The 25,898-nt window shown below is 73.3% G+C and carries 5 protein-coding genes; 4 read left to right on the top strand and 1 reads right to left on the bottom strand.

Annotated features, from left to right (window positions below):
- Positions 1-185: 185 nt before the first annotated feature.
- A complete protein-coding gene (locus OG357_RS03675) occupies positions 186-770 on the top strand; it encodes a maleylpyruvate isomerase N-terminal domain-containing protein (protein WP_329619731.1) in 585 nt (194 codons plus the stop codon).
- A 109-nt stretch (positions 771-879) separates the two neighbouring features.
- On the top strand, positions 880-1,632 hold the full coding sequence (locus OG357_RS03670) for a thioesterase II family protein (protein ID WP_329619730.1): 753 nt from the start codon (positions 880-882) through the stop codon (positions 1,630-1,632).
- A gap of 88 nt (positions 1,633-1,720) precedes the next feature.
- On the opposite strand, the gene OG357_RS03665 is transcribed toward OG357_RS03670, so the two are convergent.
- Positions 1,721-2,113, bottom strand: coding sequence for a YybH family protein (locus OG357_RS03665; protein WP_329619729.1), 393 nt, complete (start codon positions 2,111-2,113; stop codon positions 1,721-1,723).
- A 270-nt stretch (positions 2,114-2,383) separates the two neighbouring features.
- Between OG357_RS03665 and OG357_RS03660 the strand changes: the two genes are divergently transcribed.
- Together OG357_RS03660 and OG357_RS03655 are read left to right on the top strand one after the other, a co-directional pair.
- Positions 2,384-16,324, top strand: a complete 13,941-nt coding sequence (locus tag OG357_RS03660; RefSeq protein WP_329619728.1) for a type I polyketide synthase — start codon at positions 2,384-2,386, stop codon at positions 16,322-16,324.
- A gap of 5 nt (positions 16,325-16,329) precedes the next feature.
- Positions 16,330-25,866, top strand: coding sequence for a type I polyketide synthase (locus tag OG357_RS03655; RefSeq protein WP_329619727.1), 9,537 nt, complete (start codon positions 16,330-16,332; stop codon positions 25,864-25,866).
- Positions 25,867-25,898 lie beyond the last annotated feature (32 nt).

Below are 25,898 nucleotides of genomic sequence, written 5' to 3'. Positions count from 1 at the left end.
GCGTCGAGCGTACGGCGGGCCGTTCCCCGGGCGATCAAACCGTGGTCACGAGGTGGTCACCGGGGTGCCCGGGTATTCCCGATTACCGGGCAATTACCGCGCGATTCGCGGACAGTGGACGGCGGCGGCCCTCACCGCCCATTGATTCCCCGGGAGCCGTGGATATCTGTGGCAGCATGACTCGCATGTCAATCTCCTGGCCCGACCGCGTAGTTACCACCGCCACCGACTGCACCGACATTCTGCAGAAGGCCGCCGATCAGGACTGGTCCGTCAAAGCCCGGGACAGCGACTGGTCCTGTCGCGAAGTCCTCGACCACACCGCCCTCGGTCTCATCGGCTATTCGGCGCTCCTCATCGCCCGGCCGTCCGACCGCTTCACCGGCATGCTCGCCGGCTTCAACGAGCAGGCGCCGATCCCGGTCTGCCTCGAAGGCGTCAGCGTCTGCGCCACCATCCTGGCCTCCGCCGTGCGGGAGGCGGACCCGCAGGTCCGTGCCTTCCACCCCTGGGGCAACTCGGACGGCCCCGGCTTCGCCGCCATGGGCGTCGTCGAGATGCTCGTCCACACGTACGACGTCGCCGCGGCGCTGGACCTCGACTGGCGGCCGACGGACGACCTCTGCGCACCCGTCGTCGAGCGGCTCTTCCCGACCGCCCCGACGGGGCACGCCCCCACCGAGACCCTGCTCTGGTGCACGGGCCGCATCGACCTGCCCGGGCTCGCGCGGCGGCGCGACTGGGGCGGCTGGGACGGCACCGTCCGCTGACCGCACCGTCCGCCGGCCGCTCCGTTCGGCGTACGGGAGCGGCGGGAGTACGGCAGAGTCGTGAACGGGAATCCGAACGGGAGTCCGAGCAAGCACAGGAGGGGCAGCAGTGGACGTCACATGGCTTCGGCGATTCGGTGGGGTGCCGCAGGGGGACGCGGAGAGAGGGGTCCGGCTGGTCTGCTTCCCGCACGCGGGCGGCGCGGCCACCTCCTACGTGCCGTTCTCCCGCCTCCTGAGCCCGGCCGTCGACGTGCTGGCCGTGCAGTACCCGGGGCGGCAGGACCGGCATCGTGAGCAGCCGGTCGAGTCCGTCACCCGGCTCGCCGAACTCGTCGCGGACGCCCTGGACCCGGCGGACGGCCGGCCGTACGCCTTCTTCGGGCACAGCATGGGGGCGGTCGTCGCCTACGAGACGGCGCGCAGGCTCGCCGCGCGGTCGGCGCCCGGCCCCCTGCGGCTGTTCCTCTCCGGGCGGGCCGCGCCGGAGCCCCGGCCCCAGGCCGCCGACCGGATGACCAGCGACGCCGACGTGATCGCGGCCATCCGGACGCTCGGGGGCACGGGCGCGGGCGTCCTCGACGACCCCGAGTTGATGGAGATGGCCCTGCCGGCCCTCCGCGCCGACTACCGGGCCATCGGCGCGTACGCCTGGCAGCCGGGCCCGCCGCTGGACTGCCCGATCACCGTCCTCGTCGGCGACACGGACCCCGTGGCCCCCGTCGAGCGGGCGGCGGCATGGAGCGGTTTCACCGCCGCGGACACCGATCTGCGGGTCTTCCCCGGCGGCCACTTCTACCTCGACGGCCACACCGAGGAGATCGGCGACGTGATCACCGCCGCGCTCGGCCTGCGCGTCTGACACCCACCGTGGCGCCGGCGCCACGACGGAGAAGGGGGCCTGCTTCCGGTCGACCGGAAGCAGGGCCCCTTCTCCGTCCCGTCAGGCGTCAGCTGCCGTTCGGGTAGTCGATGGCGAAGCGCCACTTCCCGTCCGCGCCGAGGCGCAGGACGTCGTTGCCGACGCCCTCGTGAACCTCCGCGACGCCATCGGCGCCGGTGACGTCGATCCGCCAGTCCACGACCAGGAGCGCGGCGTCGCCGGCCACGTAGGAGTGGCGGAGCGTGGCCGTCATCTTCGGGCCGAGCGAGAGGAACTCCGCGAGGGCGTCCTTGCGGGCCTGGCCGGTGAGCGGCGCGTCCGCCTCCCAGGCGGAGACCGCCGTCTCGGTGTAGAGCAGGTTGACGAGATCAGGGTCGCCCGAGTTGAACGCCCGTACGTAGAGCTCGGTCTGCCTGGTCGCGTCGTCGGTGAGAGCGAAGTCGTCGATAAGGCTCGTCATGGCGAATTCATGCCCGCTTTCCCTGTGAAGTGCACGGCTAATTCCACTGGCGCTCGAAGGCTATCTCCGGCTGCCTCACGAGGGGTTCAGCGAGGAGTAATCGAGCGCCCATGAATGACCAGCCGATGAGCGAGCTCCCCTGCCCGATCCGAGTTACCGGACATTTGCAGCGCCTATTCCCGTCGTCTGTATGGTCGTTGGCGTAGGCGGAAATGCAGAAGTGGTCGGGTAAGTCCGTTGGGGGATTCAGTGACGAAGAGGCAGCCAGGCGTGACGACGAACGACGGGATTCCCGCGAACGAGGCCATCGCTGTTGTCGGCATGTCCTGCCGTCTGCCGAAGGCCTCGAACCCGGCTGCCTTCTGGGAGCTCCTGCGGAACGGGGAGAGCGCCGTCACCGACGTACCCGCCGGCCGGTGGGAGTCGGTACTCGGCGGAGCGGACGCCGCCGGGCCGGCGGCGGACCCGTCGGAGCGCGGTGTGCGCCGGGGCGGGTTCCTGGACTCCCTCGACCTCTTCGACGCGGCCTTCTTCGGGATCTCGCCCCGCGAGGCCGCCGCCATGGACCCGCAGCAGCGCCTGGTCCTCGAACTCGCCTGGGAGGCACTGGAGGACGCCGGAATCGTCCCCGGCACCCTCGCCGGCAGCCGGACCGCCGTCTTCGTCGGCACCCTCCGCGACGACTACGCGAACCTCCTCTACCAGTACGGCGAACAGGCCATCACCCAGCACACCATGGCGGGCGTGAACCGGGGCGTCATCGCCAACCGCGTCTCGTACCACCTCGGCCTGCAGGGTCCGAGCCTCACCGTCGACACCGCGCAGTCGTCCTCGCTCGTCGCCGTGCACCTGGCCTGCGAGTCCCTGCGCGCGGGGGAGTCCACGACGGCGCTCGTCGCCGGCGTGAACCTCAACATCCTCGCGGAGAGCGCCGTGACCGAGGAGCGCTTCGGCGGACTCTCCCCGGACGGCACCGCCTACACCTTCGACGCGCGCGCCAACGGCTTCGTCCGGGGCGAGGGCGGCGGAGTCGTCGTCCTCAAGCCCCTCGCCCGTGCCCTCGCCGACGGCGACCGCGTCCACGGCGTCATCCGCGCCAGCGCCGTCAACAACGACGGCGCCACCCCGGGGCTGACCGTGCCCAGCAGGACCGCCCAGGAGAAGGTGCTGCGCGAGGCGTACCGCAAGGCGGATCTGGACCCGTCCACCGTCCAGTACGTGGAACTGCACGGCACCGGTACCCCCGTCGGCGACCCCATCGAGGCCGCCGCGCTCGGCGCGGTGCTCGGTGCGGCGGGGACCGCCCGCCCGGCGGGCGAACCCCTCCTCGTCGGCTCGGCCAAGACGAACGTCGGCCACCTGGAGGGCGCCGCGGGCATCGTCGGCCTCATCAAGACGCTCCTCGCGCTCGGCCGGCGCCGGATCCCGGCCAGCCTCAACTTCCGTACGCCCCACCCGGGCATCCCGCTCGACACCCTCGGTCTCGACGTGGCCACCGGACTGCGGGAGTGGCCGCACCCGGACCGTGAACTCGTCGCCGGTGTCAGCTCGTTCGGCATGGGCGGCACCAACGCCCACGTGGTCCTCAGCGAAGGGCCCGTCCCGGACCGCGAGCGGCCCGGCCCCGGGGGCAGGGCCCCCGCCGCCGACGGGGCCCCCGCCGCCGACGGGGCCCCCGCCGCCGACGGGGCCCCCGCCGGCGACGGGGCCACGCTGCCCTTCGTCGTCAGCGGCCGCGGGCGCGAGGCCCTGCGCGCCCAGGCACGGCTCCTGCACGAGACCGTCGACGCGGACCCGGAGCTCGCGCCCGCCGACCTCGGACGGGCCCTGGTCACCACCCGCACGGTCTTCGGACACCGCGCGGTCGTCCTCGCCCAGGACCGCGCCCGTCTCCTCGACGGCCTCCGCGCCCTCGCCGCCGGGACGCCCGCACCGGGTGTCGTCACGGGCGCCCCCGCCCCCGGACGCCTCGCCGTCCTCTTCAGCGGCCAGGGCGCCCAACGTACGGGCATGGGCGTCGAGTTGTACGCCGCCTACCCGGCCTTCGCCGCGGCCTTCGACGCCGTCGCCGCCGAACTCGACCCCCTCCTCGACCGGCCCCTCGCCGAGCTCGTCGCGGCGGGCGACACCCTCGACCGGACCGTCCACACGCAGCCCGCGCTCTTCGCCGTGGAGGTCGCCCTCCACCGTCTCGTCGAGTCCTGGGGCGTCAGGCCCGGTGTGCTCGCCGGTCACTCGGTCGGCGAGATCAGCGCCGCCCATGTGGCCGGGGTCCTCTCGCTGCGCGACGCCGCACGCCTCGTCGCCGCGCGCGGCCGGCTCATGCAGGCGCTGCCGGAGGGCGGTGCGATGGTCGCGGTCGAGGCGAGCGAGGAGGAAGTGCTGCCGCTCCTCGCGGGACACGAGCGGGAACTCTCCCTCGCGGCCGTGAACGGCCCGCGCGCCGTCGTCCTCGCCGGTGACGAACGTGCCGTCCTCGATGCCGTCGCCCACCTGCGCGAACAAGGCCGACGGACGAAGCGCCTCAGCGTCTCGCACGCCTTCCACTCGCCCCTCATGGAGCCGATGCTCGACGACTTCCGCCGGATCGTCGGGGAGCTGGACTTCCGGGAGCCCCGCGTCGACGTGGTGTCCACGGTGACGGGCCTGCCCGTCACAGCGGGCCAGTGGAGCGATCCCGCGTACTGGGTGGACCAGGTCCGCAGGCCCGTACGCTTCCTCGACGCCGTACGCGCCCTGGAGGAGTCGGGCGCCGACACGTTCCTGGAACTCGGTCCCGACGGGGTCTGTTCCGCGATGGCGGCGGACTCGTTACGCGACCCGGAGGCCGCCGCGACGGTCTCCGCCCTGCGCAAGGACCGCCCGGAGCCCCCGGCGCTGCTCGCCGCGCTCGCCGCCGTCTTCGCCCGGGGCCACGACGTCGACTGGGCCGCCGTCCACGGGAGCGGCGGCGCGGCCAGGGTGCCCCTGCCGACGTACGCCTTCCAGCGCGAACGCCACTGGTTCGACGGCGCCGCGCGGACGGCGGCGCCGCTCGCAGGGACGGGCACAGGTACCGGCACCTCCGGGAAGAGCGCGGGCGGGAAGAGCGCGGGCGCTGACGACCGTCCCGCCCGCCACGAGACGACCGAGCGTGTGCGCGCGCACGTCGCCGCCGTCCTCGAGTACGCCGACCCGAACCGGGTCGAACTCGGCCTCACCTTCAAGGAACTGGGCTTCGACTCCCTCATGTCGGTCGAGCTGCGGGACGCGCTCGCCGACGACACGGGCCTGAGTCTGCCCAGCGGACTCCTCTTCGACCACCCGACGCCGCGCGCCCTCGCCGCACACCTGGGCGACCTGCTCACGGGCGGGACCGGAGAGGCCGACGGAACCGGAGCGGCTGACGGGATACCACCCGCGACACCGGCGGACACCACCGCCGAGCCCATCGCGATCATCGGCATGGCCTGCCGCTACCCCGGCGGCGTCCGCTCGCCCGAGGACCTGTGGCGGCTCGTCTCCGAGGGGCGTGACGCCGTCTCCGGGCTGCCCGCCGACCGGGGCTGGGACGAGGACCTGTTCGACGCAGATCCCGACCGAAGCGGCAAGAGCTCGGTCCGCGAGGGCGGATTCCTGCACGACGCCGCCCTGTTCGACGCCGGGTTCTTCGGGATCTCACCCCGCGAGGCCCTCGCCATGGACCCGCAGCAGCGGCTCCTCCTGGAGTCGGCGTGGGAGGCCGTGGAACGCGCGGGGCTCGACCCCGAGGACCTCAGGGGCAGCCGGACCGCCGTCTTCGTCGGCGCCACCGCCCTGGACTACGGCCCGCGCATGCACGACGGAGCCGAGGGTGTGGAGGGCCACCTCCTGACCGGCACCACGCCCAGCGTGATGTCGGGGCGCATCGCCTACCAGCTCGGTCTCACCGGTCCTGCCGTCACCGTCGACACCGCCTGCTCGTCCTCCCTGGTCGCGCTGCACCTGGCCGTCCGGTCGCTGCGGCAGGGCGAGTCGACGCTCGCCCTCGCCGGCGGAGCGACCGTCATGTCGACACCGGGCATGTTCGTCGAGTTCTCGCGGCAGCGCGGCCTCGCCGCCGACGGCCGCTCCAAGGCGTTCGCCGACTCCGCCGACGGCACCTCCTGGGCCGAGGGCGTCGGCCTCCTCGTCGTCGAGCGCCTCTCGGACGCCGAGCGCAACGGCCACCCCGTACTCGCCGTCATCCGAGGCAGCGCCGTCAACCAGGACGGCGCCTCCAACGGGCTCACCGCCCCCAACGGCCCGTCCCAGCAGCGCGTCATCCGGCAGGCCCTGGCCGACGCCGGGCTCACCCCCGACGAGGTCGACGCCGTCGAGGCGCACGGTACGGGCACGAGGCTCGGCGACCCCATCGAGGCCGAGGCGATCCTCGGCACGTACGGCCAGGACCGCGGCGAGGGCGCCCCGCTCCAGCTCGGCTCGCTGAAGTCGAACATCGGCCACACGCAGGCCGCCGCGGGCGTGGGCGGGCTCATCAAGATGGTCCTCGCCATGCACCACGGCGTCCTGCCCAGGACGCTCCACGTGGACCGGCCCACCACCCACGTCGACTGGGACTCCGGCGACGTGGAACTCCTCACCGAGGAACGGGAGTGGCCGGTGACGGGCCGCCCGCGCCGCGCGGCGATCTCCTCCTTCGGCATCAGCGGCACGAACGCGCATGTCGTGGTCGAACAGGCCCCGGAGAAGCCGGAGAAGCCGGAGCCGGACCGGGGAGACAGCCGTGTCCCCGCACCCGCCCCCCTCGTGGTCTCCGCCCGCGACGCCGCCGCCCTGCGCGCCCAGGCCGACCGCCTCCGCGCCTTCCTCGACGGCCGGGACGACGTCACCGTCGCCGACCTCGGGCGCTCACTCGCCTCCCGTACGTCCTTCGAGCACAGGGCCGCCCTCACCGCCGCCACCCGGGGCGAGCTGCTCGCCGGTCTCGCCGCCCTCGGCCGCGGCGAGCAGGCCACCGGCCTGGTCACCGGCGGCGCCGGCAGGACCGGACGCACGGCCTTCCTCTTCACCGGCCAGGGAGCCCAGCGCGCCGCCATGGGCGAGGAACTGCGCGCCGCGCACCCCGTGTTCGCCGCCGCGCTCGACACCGTGTACGCGGCCCTCGACCGGCACCTCGACCGGCCGCTGCGGGAGATCGTCGCGACCGGGGAGGACCTGGACCTCACCGCGTACACCCAGCCCGCCCTCTTCGCCTTCGAGGTGGCGCTGTTCCGCCTCCTCGAACACCACGGCCTCGTCCCCGACCTGCTCACCGGCCACTCCGTCGGCGAGATCGCCGCGGCCCACGTCGCCGGCGTCCTCTCCCTCGACGACGCCGCACACCTCGTCACCGCCCGCGGCCGGCTCATGCAGGCGGCCCGCGCGGGCGGCGCGATGATCGCCGTCCAGGCGGACGAGGCCGAGGTCGTCGAGTCCCTGAAGGGGTACGAGGGCAGGATCGCCGTCGCCGCCGTCAACGGTCCCACCGCCGTGGTCGTCTCCGGCGACGCCGACGCCGCCGAGGAACTCCGCGCCGCGTGGGCCCGGCGCGGCCGGCGCACCCGCCGGCTGCGCGTCAGCCACGCCTTCCACTCCCCGCACATGGACGACGTCCTCGACGAGTTCCTCCAGGTCGCCGAGGGCCTGACCTTCGAGGAACCGCGGATCCCCCTCGTCTCCACGGTCACCGGCGAGCTCGTCACCCCTGGCGAGCTCACCTCGCCCGCGTACTGGACCGACCAGATCCGGCGCCCGGTGCGCTTCCTGGACGCCGTCCGCACCCTGGCCGCCCAGGACGCGACCGTCCTCGTCGAGGTCGGCCCCGACGCCGTCCTCACGGCACTTGCCGAGGACGCCCTCGCACGGCCCGGAGACCCCACGGACGCTCCGGACGCTCCGGACGTCACCGCCGTCGCGCTCCTGCGCGCGGGCCGCCCCGAGGCCGAGACCCTCGCCGCCGGGGTCGCGACCGCCCACGTCCACGGCGCACCCCTGGACCGGGCGTCGTTCTTCCCGGACGGGCGCCGCACGGACCTGCCCACGTATACCTTCCGCCGCGAGCACTACTGGCTGACGCCCGAGCCCCGTACGGACGCCCGCGCCCTCGGCTTCGACCCGGCGCGGCACCCGCTGCTGACGACCACGGTCGACGTCGCGGGCGGCGACGGTGTCCTGCTGACCGGCCGTCTCTCCCTGGCCGACCAGCCCTGGCTGGCCGACCACGTGGTCAACGGCGCCGTCCTGCTCCCCGCCACCGCCTTCCTGGAACTCGCCCTCGCCGCGGGCGACCACGTCGGCGCGGCCAGGGTCGAGGAGCTCACCCTCGAAGCGCCCCTCGTCCTGCCCGAGCGGGGTGCCGTCCGCGTCCAGGTCGGGGTGAGCGGCGTCGTGTCCCCGGCCGGGCGCACGTTCACCGTGCACAGCAGCCCCGACTCCGGCGGACCGGACACCACCCACGACGCGCCCCGGGAGTGGACCCGTCACGTCTCCGGCGTACTCGACGAAGGGGATCCGGCCACGGAGGCGGACCACCACCTCACCGCCCCGGAGGCATCCGAGCCCTGGCCGCCCTCGTCGGCGACCGCCACGTCCCTCGACGGCGTCTACGACCGTCTCGCCGAACTCGGCTACGGATACGGCCCCGCCTTCCAGGGCCTGACGGGGCTGTGGCACGACGGCGCCGACACGCTCGCCGAGATCCGGCTGCCCGCGGCACGGCACGCGAGCGCGGGACTCTTCGGCGTCCACCCGGCGCTGCTCGACGCGGCGCTCCACCCGATCGTGCTCGACGGCGCGGCCGTTGACGACGGCGGTCGCGCCGACGCCGATCCCTCCGGCCGGATCCGGCTGCCGTTCGCGTGGGCCGGGGTGACCCTGCACGCCGAAGGCGCCACCGCGCTCCGGGTACGGATCTCGCCCACCGGCCCGGACACGGTCGCGCTCCGCCTCACCGACACCACCGGTGCGCCCGTGGCCACCGTGGACTCGCTGACCCTGCGCGCGGTGGCGAAGGACAGGCTCGTCACCGCCGGCACGAGCGTCGCCGACGCCCTCTACACCGTCGCGTGGACGCAGACCGCCACTCCGGAGCCCGTCGGGCAGGCCGGGGCGCAAGTCGAGGACCTGGACGGCCTGGCCGAGGCCGCCGAGGCCGGTGCGGGGGACGTCGTCGTCCGGGCAGACCGCTGGGCACTCGACGGGGAGGAGCCGGCGGCGGCCGCGCACACCGCCGTCAGGCGCGCCCTCGGCATCGTCCAGGAGTTCCTCGCCGAGCCCCGCTTCGACGGTTCGCGGCTGCTGTGCGTCACCCGCGGCGCGGTCGCCACCCGCCCCGGCGAGGACGTCACGTCCCTCGCCACCGCCCCCCTGTGGGGCCTCATCCGTTCCGCCCAGGCCGAGCACCCAGGGCGTCTGCTCCTCCTCGACCTGGGCGAGGGCGAGGGCGAGGGAGCCGAGGACCTGATGCGCGCGGCGGCGGCCGGGGACGAGCCGCAGCTCGCGGTACGGGACGGCCGACTGCTCGCGCCGAGGCTGGCCCGCGCCGTCGCTCCCTCCGGAGACGACACCGGCGGAGGCTTCGGACCCGGCTTCGGACCCGAGGGCACCGTCCTCGTCACCGGCGGCACGGGAGGACTCGGCGCCCTCGTCGCACGCCATCTCGTGGCGCGTCACGGGGTGCGGCGCCTGGTGCTGGTGAGCCGTCGCGGCGCCGACGCTCCGGGAGCGGCCGACCTGGGCGCGGACCTCACCGGGCTCGGCGCGGAGGTGGCGTTCGCCGCCGCCGACGTGGCGGACCGCGCGAGCCTGGCGCGGGTGATCGCCGCCGTGCCCGCGGAGCATCCGCTGACGGCCGTGGTCCACACGGCGGGCGTCGTGGACGACGCGACGGTGGAGGCACTCGCGCCGGAACGGCTGGCAGGGGTACTGCGCCCGAAGGTCGATGCCGCGTGGAACCTGCACGAGCTGACGAAGGGCCTGCGGCTCGACGCCTTCGTGCTCTTCTCCTCCGTCTCCGGCATCGTCGGCACCGCCGGCCAGGCCAACTACGCGGCGGCCAACACGGGCCTCGACGCACTCGCCGCCCACCGCGCCGCCGCGGGCCTGCGCGCCACGTCGCTCGCCTGGGGCCTCTGGGACGGTACGCACGGCATGGGCGGCACGCTCGGGGCCGGCGACCTCGCACGCTGGAGCCGTGCCGGGGTCACCCCGCTCACCCCGGAGCTGGGCCTCGCGCTCTTCGACGCCGCGGTCTCCCGGGACGATGCCCTGCTCGTACCCGCCGGGCTGCGGCCCACCGCCCACCGGGGTACGGACGGACAGCCCCCGGCGCTGTGGCGCGGGCTCGTCCGCGGCCGTCCGCGCCGCACCGCGCGGGCCGCCGGTGGCGAGGCGGCGGAGACCTCCGGTACGTCCGGCACCTGGGCGGGCCGGCTCGCCGCGCAGTCCCCGGAGGAGCGGCGCGGCACCGCGGTGGCGCTCGTGACGGCGGTCGTCGCGGACGTCCTCGGACACACGGACTCCGCCGCCGTCGGGGCGGAACGCTCCTTCAAGGACCTCGGCTTCGACTCCCTGGCCGGGGTGGAACTCCGTAACCGGCTCAACGCCGCCACCGGCCTGCGGCTCCCCGCCACCGCCGTCTTCGACCACCCCTCGCCGGCCGCGCTCGCGAAACACCTTCTCGCGCAGGTGCCCGGGGGGACGGCGATGTCGTCGGCGGAAGCGTCGGGCGGCGCCTCCTCCGTACGAACCGCCACCGCCGAGGATCCGATCGCGATCGTGGGGATGGCCTGCCGCTATCCGGGTGGCGTGTCGTCGCCGGGGGATCTGTGGCGGCTGGTGGCGGAGGGGACGGACGCGATCAGCGAGTTCCCGGTGAATCGTGGCTGGGATCTGGAGAGTCTGTACGACCCTGATCCGGAGCGGATCGGTACGTCGTACGTCCGGCACGGCGGGTTCCTCCATGAGGCGGACGGGTTCGACGCGGAGTTCTTCGGGATGTCCCCGCGTGAGGCGACCGCGACCGATCCGCAGCAGCGCCTCCTCCTGGAGACCGCCTGGGAGAGCTTCGAGAGCGCCGGCATCGACCCGGCGACCCTGCGCGGCACCAACACCGGGGTCTACACCGGGGCGATGTACGACGACTACGCGTCGCGCCTCGCCGCCACCCCGGCGGAGTTCGAGGGCTTCGTCCTCGCGGGAACCCTGTCCAGCGTGGTCTCCGGCCGGCTGTCGTACACGTACGGCCTTGAGGGCCCGGCGGTGACGGTGGACACGGCGTGTTCGTCGTCGCTGGTGGCGCTGCACCTGGCGGCGAACGCGCTGCGCAGCGGTGAGTGCGACCTCGCGCTCGCCGGCGGCGTGACCGTCATGGCGGGACCGCACGTGTTCGTCGAGTTCTCACGGCAGCGGGGGCTCTCCGAAGACGGCCGCTGCCGCTCCTTCGGTGCTTCGGCGGACGGGACCGGGTGGGCCGAGGGTGTGGGTCTGCTGTTGGTGGAGCGGCTGTCGGACGCGGAGCGGAACGGGCATCGGGTGCTGGCGGTGTTGCGTGGTTCGGCGGTGAATCAGGACGGTGCGTCGAATGGTCTGACGGCTCCGAACGGTCCGGCGCAGGAGCGGGTGATCCGGCAGGCGTTGGCGAGTGCGGGTCTGTCGGCGTCGGATGTGGATGCGGTGGAGGCGCACGGTACGGGTACGCGGTTGGGTGATCCGATCGAGGCGCAGGCGTTGCTGGCGACGTACGGGCAGGAGCGGCCGGAGGAACGGCCTCTGTATTTGGGGTCGTTGAAGTCGAACATCGGTCATGCGCAGGCCGCCGCCGGTGTCGGTGGTGTGATCAAGATGATCGAGTCGATGCGGCATGGTGTGCTGCCGAGGACGTTGCACGTGGACGAGCCGTCGCCGCATGTGGATTGGGAGGCGGGAGCGGTCGAGCTGCTCAGGGAGGAGCGGGAGTGGCCGGAGGTCGGGCGCCCGCGCCGAGCCGCCGTCTCCTCCTTCGGGATCAGCGGCACCAACGCGCACGTCATCATCGAGCAGGCACCGGACGCGGCGGCCCGTACCGTGGAGCACGGGGCGTCGGATGCCCCCACCGCCCCCGCGGGGTTGGGCGCGGCCCTTCCGTGGATCCTGTCGGGACGCGACGAGCGTGCCGTACGCGATCAGGCCGAGCGCCTGCGTACGTACGCGATCGAGCACCCGGAGGCGAGCGCCGCCGACATCGGCCTCTCGCTGGCCACGACGCGAGCGCTGCTCGACCACCGGACCGCCGTCGTCGGCGCCGACCGGGACGAACTCCTCGACGCCCTCGCCGCCTTGGCACGCGGCGAGGAGTCGCCGGCCGTCGTCCGGGGAGGGGTGACCGCCACGGGACGGACCGCTGTCCTGCTCACGGGGCAGGGATCCCAGCGTCAGGGAATGGGGCGTGAACTCTACGGCCGGTCACCGGTGTTCGCCGCCTCGTTCGACGAGATCTGTGCCCACCTCGACCGGCAACTGCCCCGTCCCCTCAAGGATGTTCTCTTCGCGCCCGAGGGGTCGGAGAACGCGGCGCTCATCGACCGGACGGTGTTCACCCAGGCGGCGCTGTTCGCCTTCGAAACCGCTCTGTTCCGGCTGTTCGAGGCCCATGGCCTCGTCCCCGACTACCTCATCGGCCATTCCATCGGCGAGGTGACCGCGGCCCATCTGGCCGGGGTCCTCGACCTGGCGGACGCGTGCGTCCTGGTCGCCCACCGGGGCCGCCTGATGCAGTCGGCCCGGGCGGACGGCGCGATGGCCGCCGTCCAGGCGGGCGAGGACGAGGTGCGCGAGGCGATCGCGGCCCTCGATGCCGATGCCGATGCGGATGCCGATGTCCCTGTCGCCGTGGCCGTCGCCGGAGTCAACGGCCCGAACGCCACCGTCGTCTCCGGCGACGAGGAGGCGGTCGAGCGGCTGGTCGCGCACTGGCGCGAGCAGGGCAGGCGGACGAAGCGACTGCCGGTCAGCCACGCCTTCCACTCGCCGCACATGGACGACATCGTCGACGAGTTCGTCGCCGCGGTCTCCGGGCTCACCTTCCGAGCCCCGGGGATCCCGGTCGTCTCCAACGTCACCGGAACCCTGGCCACCGTCGACCAGCTCACCTCGCCCGCCTACTGGGCACGCCACATCCGCGAGGCCGTGCGCTTCGCCGACGGCGTGCGGTACCTGGAGGGCGAGGGCGTCACCGAATGGCTGGAGCTCGGCCCCGACGGCGTCCTCGTCGCCCTGGTCGAGGACTGCCTGGCGAAGGAGGCGGGATCGTTCGCCACCGCCCTGCGCAAGGGCGCGAGCGAGACCCGCACCGTGGGCGCGGCCGTGGCCCGCAGGGCGCTGCGCGGAGCCGGCCCCGACTGGGCGGCGGTGTTCCCGGGCGCACGGCGGGTCGATCTCCCGACGTACGCCTTCCGGCACCGGCGGTACTGGCTGGAGGACCGTGCGGAGGTATCGGGCGACGCCACGGCCCTCGGCCTGGCCGCTGCGGACCACCCGCTGCTCGGCGCGGAGGTCGCCATGGCGGACCGCGACGGATACGTGTTCACGGGACGCCTCTCCACCCGTACGCACCCGTGGCTCGCGGACCACGCCGTGGCGGGCTCGATGCTGGTGCCCGGCACGGGCCTGTTGGAACTCGCGCTCACCGCGGGGGAACAGGCGGGCGCGGGCCACGTCGAGGAACTGCTGCTCTCGGCACCTCTGGTGGTGCCCGAGCGGGGTGGCGTGCAGGTGCAGGTTGTCGTGGGGAGTGCGGAGGAGACCTCCGGTCGCCGTTCCGTGGAGGTGTACGGGCGGCCGGACGCGGAGGACTCGTGGACGGTGCACGCGCAAGGGTCGGTGCTGCCCCGGGCGGCGGCGCCGGACGCGCCGGACGCGGGTGGTCTGACGGTGTGGCCGCCGGCGGGCGCGGCGGAGGTGGATCTGGCCGGTGTGTACGGCCGGTTGGCGGAGCGCGGGTACGAGTACGGCGCCGCGTTCCAGGGGTTGCGGCGGTTGTGGAAGAGCGAGGGGGAGCTGTTCGCCGAGGTGGCTCTGGGAGAGGAACTCCGGGCGGAATCCGGCCTGTTCGCCGTCCATCCCGCGCTCCTCGACGCGGCGCTCCACTCCCTCCTCCCCGGTGTCGCCACGGAGGACGGCCCGTCGTGGCTGCCCTTCTCCTGGTCCGGCGTGGACGTCCACGCCACCGGATCCTCGGTCCTCCGCGTACGGCTGGCCCTGACCAGCCCCGACCCGGACTCCCTGGTGGTGTCGCTCACCCTTGCGGATGGTGCGGGCGGGTCGGTGGGGTCGGTGGACTCGCTGGTGTTGCGCCCCTTGTCGCGGGAGGCGTTGCGTGCGGCGGGTGCTGCGCGGGACGGGTTGCTCCGCGTGGAGTGGCGGACGGTTCCCGTGGGTGCAGGGGAGGGGGCCGACGCGCCGGATCCGGTGGTGCTGGTCCTGCCGCCCGGGGGTGCGGGGCCGGAGGGTCTGGCCGAGGCGGCTCGGGGCGCGGTGGCGGAGGTGTTGGCGCGGGTCCAGGAATTCCTGGCGGACGAGTCGGCGGCCGGGTCCCGGTTGGTGGTGGTGACCCGGGGCGCGGTGGGTGTCGAGGCCGCGGAGGGCGTGTCGGATCTCGTGCACGCGGGTGTGTGGGGTCTGGTGCGTTCGGTGCAGACGGAGCATCCGGGTCGGGTCGTCCTGGCGGATGTGGAGGACGAGGCCGACGTCGCTGTGGTCCTTGCGTCGGGTGAGGAGCAGGCCGCCGTGCGGGGTGGCCGGGTACTCGTCCCGCGTCTCGTCCGCGCCGATGTCGCGGCGCCTGCCGAGGAATCCGCGGACTGGTCTCGGGGCACGGTTCTGATCACCGGCGCCACCGGCACGCTCGGCAGCCTCGCCGCACGTCACACGGTGACCCGGCTCGGAGCACGGCGACTGGTACTGGTCAGCCGGCGCGGCGCGGAGGCTCCGGGGGCGGCCGAGTTGGCCGAGGAGCTGGCGGCGGCAGGTGCCGAGGTGGTGTTCGCCGCTGTCGATGTGGCGGATCGTGCCGCGTTGGCGGAGGTGGTCGCGGCGGTTCCTGCCGAGCGTCCGTTGACGGCGGTGGTGCACACGGCGGGTGTGTCGGACGACGCGACGGTGGAGGCGCTGACGCCCGAGCGGCTGGACGCGGTGCTGCGGCCGAAGATCGATGCCGTATGGAACCTGCACGAGCTGACGCAGGAGCCGGCGCTCGACACGTTCGTGGTCTATTCGTCGCTGGCGGGCCTGCTGGGGACGGCGGGGCAGGCGAACTACGCCGCCGGCAACACCTTCCTGGACGCGTTGATGCAGCACAGGCGGGCGTCCGGGCTGGCCGGTGTGTCGTTGGCGTGGGGGCTGTGGGCCGAGTCGAGTGCGCTGTCGGGGCATCTCGGGGAGGCGGATCTTCGGCGCTTGGCGCGTTCGGGTCTGTTGCCGCTGGAGTCGAAGGACGCGATGGAGCTCTTCGACTCGGCCACGTCCGCGGGTGCGGCCGACGCCGTCCTCGCGGTCACCCGCCTCGACACCGCCGCCCTCCGGGCGCGGCAGGACACGCCGCCGGTCATGCTGCGGGGCCTGGTGCCTTCGCCGCCGCGCAGGACCGCTGCCGGCTCCGGCTCCACCTCCACCTCCATGGATGGCGCCTCGGCCCTGTCCGAGCGGCTGGCCGTTCTCGGCCGGGCGGAGCGGGAGCGGGCCCTGATCGATCTCGTACGCGAGCAGGTCGCGGGGGTGCTGGGGCATGCGGACCGGGGTGCGGTGGAGGCGGAGCGGGCGTTCCAGGAGCTGGGCTTCGACTCGCTGACGGCCGTGGAGCTCCGTAACCGTCTCAACTCCGCCACCGGGCTTCGGCTGCCCACCACCCTCGTCTTCGACCATCCTTCACCCGCCGCCCTCGCCACTCGCCTGCTCGACCTCCTCGCCCACGACGAGGTCCCGCCGGAGGAGCCCGTCCTGACGGAACTGGCCCGGCTCAAGGCGGCGATCGGGACGGCGATCGAGACGGCGGCCACGGACGGCACCGCGCACGAGCGGATCACCGCCGGGCTGCGGGAGCTCCTCGACGTCGCCGACGCGGCGGCCGGGGCGCGCGACGCCGAGGCCGGGGACGCGAACGAGGACGACGACCAGGACCAGGACCTCACGTCCGCGAGCGACGAGGAGCTCTTCGCGCTCTTCGACGACCTGGAGTGACACGCATGACCAGCACAGCAGATCAGTCGACGAGCACGACACCACGGGGAGCTGAGAACACCATGGCGGGCGAGGACAAACTCCGCGACTACCTCAAGCGGGCGATCGCGGACGCCCGGGACGCGCGCAGGCGCCTGCGCGAGGTCGAGGACAAGGCGCAGGAGCCCATCGCGATCGTGGGGATGGCCTGCCGCTATCCGGGTGGCGTGTCGTCGCCCGGGGACCTCTGGCGGCTGGTGGCGGAGGGGCGGGACGCGATCAGCGAGTTCCCGGTCAACCGCGGCTGGGACCTCGACGACCTCTACGACCCCGACCCCGACCGGCCGGGTACGTCGTACGGCCGCGAAGGGGGCTTCCTCCACGAGGCGGACCGGTTCGACGCGGACTTCTTCGGGATGTCCCCGCGCGAGGCGCTCGCCACCGACCCGCAGCAGCGGCTCCTGCTCCAGACGGCGTGGGAGAGCTTCGAGAACGCGGGGCTCGACCCGGAGGAGCTGCGCGGCAGCCGTACCGGTGTGTTCACCGGTGTCATGTACAACGACTACGGATCCCGGCCCAACCTGCCCCCCGAGGGCTTCGAGGGTTACCTCTTCAGCGGCAGCGCGGGCAGCGTGGCCTCGGGCCGGCTGTCGTACACGTACGGCCTTGAGGGCCCGGCGGTGACGGTGGACACGGCGTGTTCGTCGTCGCTGGTGGCGCTGCACCTGGCGGCGAACGCGCTGCGCAGCGGTGAGTGCGACCTCGCGCTCGCCGGCGGGGCGACGGTCATGTCGACCCCGGTCGCCTTCGTCGAGTTCTCGCGGCTGCGCGGTCTCGCGGCCGACGGCCGGTGCAAGGCGTTCGGTGCTTCGGCGGATGGGACCGGGTGGGCCGAGGGTGTGGGTCTGCTGTTGGTGGAGCGGTTGTCGGACGCGGAGCGGAACGGGCATCGGGTGCTGGCGGTGTTGCGTGGTTCGGCGGTGAATCAGGACGGTGCGTCGAATGGTCTGACGGCTCCGAATGGTCCGGCGCAGGAGCGGGTGATCCGGCAGGCGTTGGCGAGTGCGGGTCTGTCGGCGTCGGATGTGGATGCGGTGGAGGCGCACGGTACGGGAACGCGGTTGGGTGATCCGATCGAGGCGCAGGCGTTGTTGGCGACGTACGGGCAGGAGCGGCCGGGGGAACGGCCTCTGTATTTGGGGTCGTTGAAGTCGAACATCGGTCATGCGCAGGCTGCCGCGGGTGTCGGTGGTGTGATCAAGATGATCGAGTCGATGCGGCATGGTGTGCTGCCGAGGACGTTGCACGTGGACGAGCCGTCTCCGCATGTGGATTGGGAGGCGGGAGCGGTCGAGCTGCTCAGGGAGGAGCGGGAGTGGCCGGAGGTCGGGCGCCCGCGCCGGGCAGCGGTCTCCTCCTTCGGATTCGGTGGCACGAACGCGCACGTCATCATCGAACAGGCCCCGCAGACCGCGCCGGTGGGCGACGGCGAGGATCCCGTCGCATCGGCCTCCTCGCCTCCCCTCCAGGTGGTGCCGTGGCTGCTCTCCGGAAAGACCGCCGACGCGCTGCGGCAGCAGGCAGCGCGCCTCGCCACCACGCTGGACGCGGCAGAGCCGGGCGAGTCGAGCGCGGTCGACGTGGGCTTCTCCCTCGCCGTGAGCCGATCCGCGCTCGAGCACCGCGCGATGGTGACAGGCGAAGATAGGGAGCAACTGCTGGCGGGTGTGCGTCTGTTGGCAGACGACAGGACGGCTCCGGGCGTCGTGCGGGACGCCCGGAGCAGCGGAAGGACCGCGTTCCTCTTCACGGGCCAGGGTGCGCAGCGGGTCGGGATGGGGCAGGGACTGTACGAGTCGTTCCCTGCTTTCGCCCGGGCTTTCGACGCGGTGGCGGCGGAGCTCGACGTCCATCTGGAGCGTCCTCTGCGGGAGGTGATCGCGACCGGTGACGAACTCGACCTAACCGGCTACACCCAGCCCGCGCTGTTCGCTGTCGAGGTGGCGCTCTTCCGGCTGTTGGAGTCCTGGGGCGTGACCCCGGACTTCGTCGCCGGTCATTCGATCGGCGAACTCGCCGCCGCCCACGCCGCCGGGGTCCTGACCCTCGCGGACGCCTGCTCGCTGGTCGCCGAGCGAGGACGCCTGATGCAGGAGTTGCCCGGCGGTGGGGCGATGACGGCCGTACAGGCGAGCGAGGAGGAGGTCGTCGCCCTGCTCGCGGGCCGTGAGAAGCGGGCCGCCATCGCCGCCCTCAACGGTCCCACGTCGGTCGTGATCTCCGGGGACGCCGACGCGGTGGCCGAGATCGCCGCGGAACTGGAACAGCAGGGACGCAAGACCAAGCAGCTCACCGTCAGCCACGCCTTCCACTCGCCGCACATGGACGGGATGCTCGACGCGTTCGGCGAGGCCGCGTCCCGGCCCGCCTTCGACGCGCCGCGGATCACCGTCGTCTCCACCCTGACCGGACGGCTCGCCGCCGGGGACGATCTGCGTACCGCCTCCTACTGGACGGACCAGGTACGGGGAGCCGTGCGCTTCGCCGACGCGGTCGGCACCCTCGTCGAGCAGGGCGTCACCACCTTCGTCGAGCTGGGCCCGGACGGCGTGCTGACGGCCCTGGCCGACGGCCTGATCGACCGGACCGCAAACGGCCCGGACGAGGGGAACGGGGCTTCCGAAGCGGTGGCCGCCGTCCCCGTGCTGCGCCGTGATCAGCCCGAGGACCGGACGCTGATCACCGCGCTGGGCCGGCTGCACGTCCGGGGCGTCCCGGTGAACTGGGACGCGTTCTACGAGGGGACCGGTGCCCGGCGCGTCGACCTGCCCACGTACGCCTTCCGGACCGACCGGTACTGGCTGGAGCCCGGCACCGTCGCGACGGGCGCGGAGGCCCTCGGTCTCGGGTCGGTCGGTCACCCGCTGCTGGGCGCCGCCGTGGCGGTGGCGGGTGCCGAGGAGACCCTGTTCACGAGCCGCGTCTCGCGGCGTACGCACCCGTGGCTCGCCGATCACGCCGTACTCGACAGCGTTCCCTTCCCCGGCACCGCCTTCGTGGAGCTCGTACTGGCGGCGGGGGAGCAGGTCGGCGCGGGACAGGTGGAGGAGCTGACGCTGGCCGCTCCCCTGGTGGTTCCTGAGCGGGGCGGTGTGCAGCTGCAGGTTGTGGTGGGCGGTGTGGAGGAGTCGTCGAGTCGTCGTTCGGTGGAGGTGTTCGGACGGCTTGAGGGTGAGGGCTCGTGGGTGCTGCACGCGAGTGGCTCGGTGGTGCCTCGGGTCGTGGAGCCGGACTCGGGAGGTGGTCTGGCGGTGTGGCCGCCGGTGGGTGTGCGGGAGGTGGATCTGGCCGGTGTGTACGACCGGCTGGCGGAGCGCGGCTACGGGTACGGGGCTGCGTTCCAGGGGTTGCGGCGGTTGTGGAAGGGCGAGGGGGAGCTGTTCGCCGAGGTCGCTTCGGGGGAGGGGCTGCTGGCGGACGCGGGTCTGTTCGCGGTGCATCCCGCGCTCCTCGACGCGGCCCTCCACTCCCTCCTTCCGGGCGTCGCCGACGAGACCGGACAGGAAGGCTTCCCGTTCTCCTGGTCCGGCGTGAACGTCCAGGCCACGGGTGCTTCCGACCTGCGGGTCCGCCTGACGACGACCGGTCCGGACTCGGTCTCCCTGACCCTCGCCGATGGCGTGGGCGGGTTGGTGGGGTCGGTGGATGCGCTGGTGTTGCGGCCGTTGTCGCGGGAGGCGTTGCGTGCGGCGGGTGCTGCGCGGGACGGGTTGTTCCGGGTGGAGTGGCGGCCGGTTCCGGCGGGCGCTCGGCAGGGTGCCGGCGGGCCGGAGACGGTGTCGCTGGTGCTGGCTCCGGGTGCGGTGGCCGGGAGCGGTCTGGCCGAGGCGGCTCGGGGTGCCGTGGGGGAGGTGCTGGCGAAGGTCCAGGAGTTCCTGGCTGACGAGCAGCGAGCCGAGTCCCGGTTGGTGGTCGTGACCCGGGGGGCGGTGGGTGTCGACGGCGAAGGCGTGTCGGATCTCGTGCACGCGGGTGTGTGGGGTCTGGTGCGTTCGGTGCAGGCCGAGCATCCGGGGCGGGTCGTTCTGGTGGATGTGGAGGGGGAGACGGACGTCCCTGCCGTGGTGGCGTCGGGTGTGGAGCAGGCTGCCGTGCGGGGTGGCCGGGTGCTCGTGCCGCGTCTCGTCCGCGCCGACGTCGATCCGGCGGCGGAGCCCGTGGACTGGGCCCGGGGCACGGTCCTCATCACCGGTGCGACGGGTGCACTCGGTGCGGTCGTAGCCCGCCATCTCGTCCACGAGCGGGGTGCTCGTCGCCTGGTGCTGCTGAGTCGACGTGGTGTGGAGGCGCCCGGGGCTGTGGAGTTGGCCGAGGAGCTGGAGGCAGCGGGCGCCGAGGTGGTGTTCGCGGCTGTTGATGTGGCGGATCGTGCCGCGTTGGCAGAGGTGGTCGCGGCGGTTCCTGCTGAACGCCCGTTGTCGGCGGTGGTGCATACGGCGGGTGTGTCGGACGACGCGACGGTGGAGGCGTTGACGCCGGAGCGGTTGGATGCGGTGCTGCGGCCGAAGGTCGATGCCGTGTGGAATCTGCATGAGCTGACGAAGGACATGCGGCTGGACGCGTTCGTGGTCTATTCGTCGCTGGCCGGTCTTCTGGGGACGGCGGGGCAGGCGAACTACGCGGCCGGCAACACCTTCCTGGACGCGCTGATGGAGTTCCGGCGGGCGTCGGGGCTTCCGGGTGTGTCGTTGGCGTGGGGGCTGTGGGCCGAGTCGAGTGCGCTGTCGGGGCATCTGGGGGAGGCGGATCTGCGGCGCTTGGCGCGTTCGGGTCTGTTGCCGCTGGAGTCGAAGGACGCGATGGAGCTCTTCGACTCGGCCACGGCTGATGGTGCGGCCGACGCGGTTCTCGCGGTCACGCGGATGGACACCGCTGCCCTGCGGGCGCAGGGGAGCGAGCTGCTGTCGGTGATGCTGCGAGGGCTGGTGCCGCCGGCACCGCGCCGGGCCGCCGCAGCCGGCTCCGCCTCCATGGACGGATCCTCGGCTCTGTCGGACCGCCTGGCCGGACTGGAGCGTGCCGAGCGCGAGCGGGTCCTTCTGGAGCTGGTGCGGGGTGTGGTCGCCGGCGTGCTCGGTCATACGGATCCGGGTGCGGTGGAGGCGGAGCGGGCGTTCCAGGAGCTGGGCTTCGACTCCCTGACGGCTGTGGAGCTCCGTAACCGTCTCAACTCCGCCACCGGGCTTCGGCTGCCGACCACGCTCGTCTTCGACCATCCCTCACCCGCCGCCCTCGCCACCCACCTGCTCGGAGAGTTCTCCGATGTGGGCGACCAGGCGAAGGCCGTGAAGGCCGTGGCCGAGCGGGGTGCGTCCCCGAGTGACGTCACCGCCGCCGAGGATCCGATCGCGATCGTGGGGATGGCCTGCCGGTATCCGGGTGGGGTGTCGTCGCCGGGGGATCTGTGGCGGCTGGTGGCGGAGGGGACGGACGCGATCAGCGAGTTCCCGGTGAATCGTGGCTGGGATCTGGAGAGTCTGTACGACCCTGATCCGGAGCGGATCGGTACGTCGTACGTCCGGCACGGCGGGTTCCTTCACGAGGCGGACGGGTTCGACGCGGAGTTCTTCGGGATGTCCCCGCGCGAGGCGCTCGCCACCGACCCGCAGCAGCGCCTCCTCCTGGAGACCGCCTGGGAGGCCGTGGAGAGCGCAGGCATCGTGCCCGCGACCCTGCGCGGCAGCCGGACCGGCGTGTTCGCGGGCGTGATGTACCACGACTACGGCGTCGGCGCGCAGAACGTCCCGGACGACCTGGAGGGCTACCTCGCTGCCGGCATCGCCGGCAGTGTGGCCTCCGGCCGGGTCTCGTACGCGCTCGGCCTCGAAGGGCCCGCGATCACCGTCGACACGGCGTGCTCGTCGTCGCTGGTGGCGCTCCACACGGCGGCGCACGCGCTGCGGCGCGGCGAGTGCGACCTTGCTCTCGCCGGCGGTGTCACCGTCATGTCCTCGCCGCTCACGTTCGTCGAGTTCTCCCGGCAGCGCGGTCTCTCGACCGACGGCCGCTGCAAGCCGTTCGCGGCTTCGGCGGACGGGACGGGGTGGGCCGAGGGTGTGGGTCTGCTGCTGGTGGAGCGGTTGTCGGACGCCGAGCGCAACGGGCATCGCGTCCTGGCCGTGCTGCGTGGTTCGGCCGTGAACCAGGACGGTGCGTCGAACGGCCTGACCGCCCCGAACGGCCCGGCGCAGGAGCGCGTGATCCGACAGGCGCTCGCGAACGCGGGCCTGTCCGCCTCCGACGTCGATGCGGTGGAGGCCCACGGCACGGGAACGCGGTTGGGAGACCCGATCGAGGCGCAGGCGCTGCTGGCGACCTACGGCCAGGACCGACCGACGGAACAGCCTGTCTATCTAGGCTCGTTGAAGTCGAACATCGGCCACACGCAGGCCGCTGCCGGTGTCGGTGGTGTGATCAAGATGATCGAGTCGATGCGGCATGGTGTGCTGCCGAGGACCCTGCACGTGGACGAACCGTCGCCGCATGTGGATTGGGAGGCGGGAGCGGTCGAGCTGCTCAGGGAGGAGCGGGAGTGGCCGAAGGCCGGACGCCCGCGCCGAGCCGCCGTCTCCTCCTTCGGGATCAGCGGCACCAACGCGCACGTCATCATCGAACAGGCCCCGCAGACCGCGCCCGTGGGCGACGGCGAGGGTCTCGTCACACCGGTCTCCTCGCTCCCGGCCGTGCCGTGGCTGCTCTCAGGGAAGACCGGTGAAGCGCTGGAGGCACAGGCAGCACGCCTTGCCGCCTTCGCCGAGTCCGATGCGGCATCGGAAGTGGAGCGCGTCGGCTGGTCGTTGGCGACGAGCCGGTCGGTGTTCGAGCACCGCGCCGTGGTCGTCGGAGACGACCGGGAATCGCTCGTCGCAGGGCTGCGAGCCCTGGCGGCCGGAGACGAGGGACCCGGCGTCGTACGCGGCACCGCCGGGGAGGCCGTCCGTACCGGATTCGTCTTCACGGGGCAGGGTGCGCAGCGGGTCGGGATGGGGCAGGGGCTGTACGAGTCGTTCCCTGCCTTCGCGCGGGCTTTCGACGCGGTGGCGGCGGAGCTGGACGTCCATCTGGAGCGTCCTCTGCGGGACGTGATCGCGACCGGTGACGAACTCGACCTGACCGGCTACACCCAGCCCGCCCTGTTCGCTGTCGAGGTGGCGCTCTTCCGGCTGTTGGAGTCCTGGGGCGTGACCCCGGACTATGTCGCGGGGCATTCCATCGGGGAACTCGCCGCCGCCCACGCCGCCGGGGTCCTGTCCCTCGCGGACGCTTGCCTCCTCGTGGCATCCCGGGCCCGCCTGATGCAGGCCCTGCCCGGAGGCGGGTCGATGCTCGCGGTACGCGCCGACGAGGACGAAGTCGCCGGAATGCTCACGGGGTTCGAGCACCGGGTGGCGATTGCGGCCGTCAACGGCCCCGCTTCCGTCGTCATCTCCGGCGACGCCGAGGCGGTGGCCGAGATCGCCGGACGTCTTGAGGAACTCGGGCGCCGAACGCGAATGTTGACGGTCAGTCATGCGTTTCACTCTCCGCACATGGACGGCATGCTCGACGCGTTCCAGAAGGTCGCGGAGGGGCTCACGTACCGCGATCCGCAGATACCGGTCGTGTCGACGCTGACCGGCCGGCTCGCCACCGGCGACGACCTGCGCACCGCCGCGTACTGGACGAACCAGGTGCGGGGCGCGGTCCGGTACGGCGACGCCGTCGCGACGCTGTCCGACCTCGGAGTCACCACACTGCTGGAACTCGGCCCGGACGGCGCCCTGTCCGCGATGACCGACGGCGTACGGCCTGCGGGCGCTCAGGCGGCGATGACGGCGATGCCGGCGATGACGGCGGTGCCGGCGCTCCGCCGGGCCCGACCCGAGGCCGAGACCCTGCTCGCCGCCCTGGGACTGCTCCACACCCGTGGCGTTCCGGTCGACTGGCCGGCTTACTACGGACGCGGCGGTGGCAGCCGTCCGCACGTCGACCTGCCCACGTACTCCTTCCGCCACCGGCGCCACTGGCTGGAGTCCGGCCCCGCGAGGTCAGGGGCGTCCGCTTCCGGGTCGGCCGACTCCGGGGCGGACCCGGACGGGCACCCGTTCCTCGGCGCGCCCGTCGCCCTGGCGGGCTCCGGCGAGACGGTGTTCAACGGTCGGGTCTCCCTCCTCACCCACCCCTGGCTGGCCGGTCACGCGGTACGGGACACGGTCGTCCTCTCCGCCTCCGTGATCGTGGAGACGGCCATCCGTGCGGGTGACGCCACCGGTGCGACCGCCCTGGACGAACTGTCCCTGCGGGCGCCGCTCGTGCTGCCCCGCGAGGGCGCGGTCGAGACGCAGGTGAGGGTGGGGGCCCCGGACGACTCCGGCCGGCGTTCCCTGGCCGTCCACGCGCGATTGGCCCGTCCGGGAGCGTCCTGGGCCCTGTACGCGGAAGGGCTGCTCGCCGAGGGCGGCGACGAGGAGGAAGGCCGGGAGGACCGGGAGGACCGGGAGGGGCCGTCGGCGGCCGCACAGGGCGCTCCCGAGGTGCGACTCTCCGAGGAACTCCTGCCGGACGTCGTCCGGTTCGGGCTGCATCCCGCGCTCCTCGACGCCGCCGTCCTCGCGCACCCCTTCCCGGTCCCGACCGGTTCCGTACTCGTACCGGCCGAGTGGCGGGGCGTGCGGCTGCACGCCACCGGAGCGACCACGGCCCATGTCCTCCTCACCGAGACCGGGGAGCGGACCGCCGCCGTCCGGCTCACGGACGAGGCAGGCCGCCCCGTGATCACGGTCGAGTCGCTCGGCTACCGGGAGGTGCCGCTGGAGGATTTCGCTCCGGTGGACCCGCCGGTAGTGGAGGGGGAGCCGGCCGGGGCGGCGGGCGGTCATCCGACCGGCCCGGCGCGGCGCGCCGTCGAGACCGCCAAGCCCGGCGACTCGGCCGAATCCGCCGCCGAGCCGTTCGCCGAACTCCTCGCGGCCATGCCGCCGGAGGCGCGACGAGTGGCGCTGCTCGATCTCGTGAGGGGTGAAGTGGCCGCGGTTCTGGGCCACTTCGACCCGTACGCCATCGAGCCCGAGCGGGCCTTCCAGGATCTCGGCTTCGACTCGCTGATCGCCGTCGACCTGCGCAACCGGCTCGGCCGGGCCACCGGTTCCGAGCTTCCCGCGACGCTGGCCTTCGACCACCCGACCCCCGACGCGCTCACCGGCCACCTTCTCGTCCACCTCGCGGCCGTACGGGAGGAAGCCGGCATCCGTTCGACCCTGGCCGGCCTCGACCACCTGGAATCGGCGCTGCCGGACATGGCCGACGACGAGGCGTTCCGCACGGCCGTCGCGGCACGGCTCCAGGGCCTCCTGCTCCGGCTCACCGGAGAAGGGCAGCAGGCCGGTGCCGCCCACGGAGCCACGCCGACCGGCGGCGACCGCGCGGCGGCGGACGAGGACGATCTCGCCGACCGGCTCGCGTCCGCGACCGCCGACGACCTCTTCGCCCTCATCGACGGCGAGTTGGACCCGGCAGCCGACTGAGCCGGTCGCACACGCCCGCCGCGAAGTAACGC

This window comes from Streptomyces sp. NBC_01255, assembly GCF_036226445.1.
In the GTDB taxonomy this organism is placed as follows: Bacteria; Actinomycetota; Actinomycetes; order Streptomycetales; family Streptomycetaceae; genus Streptomyces.
This window is presented reverse-complemented; position numbering and strand designations above follow the sequence as displayed.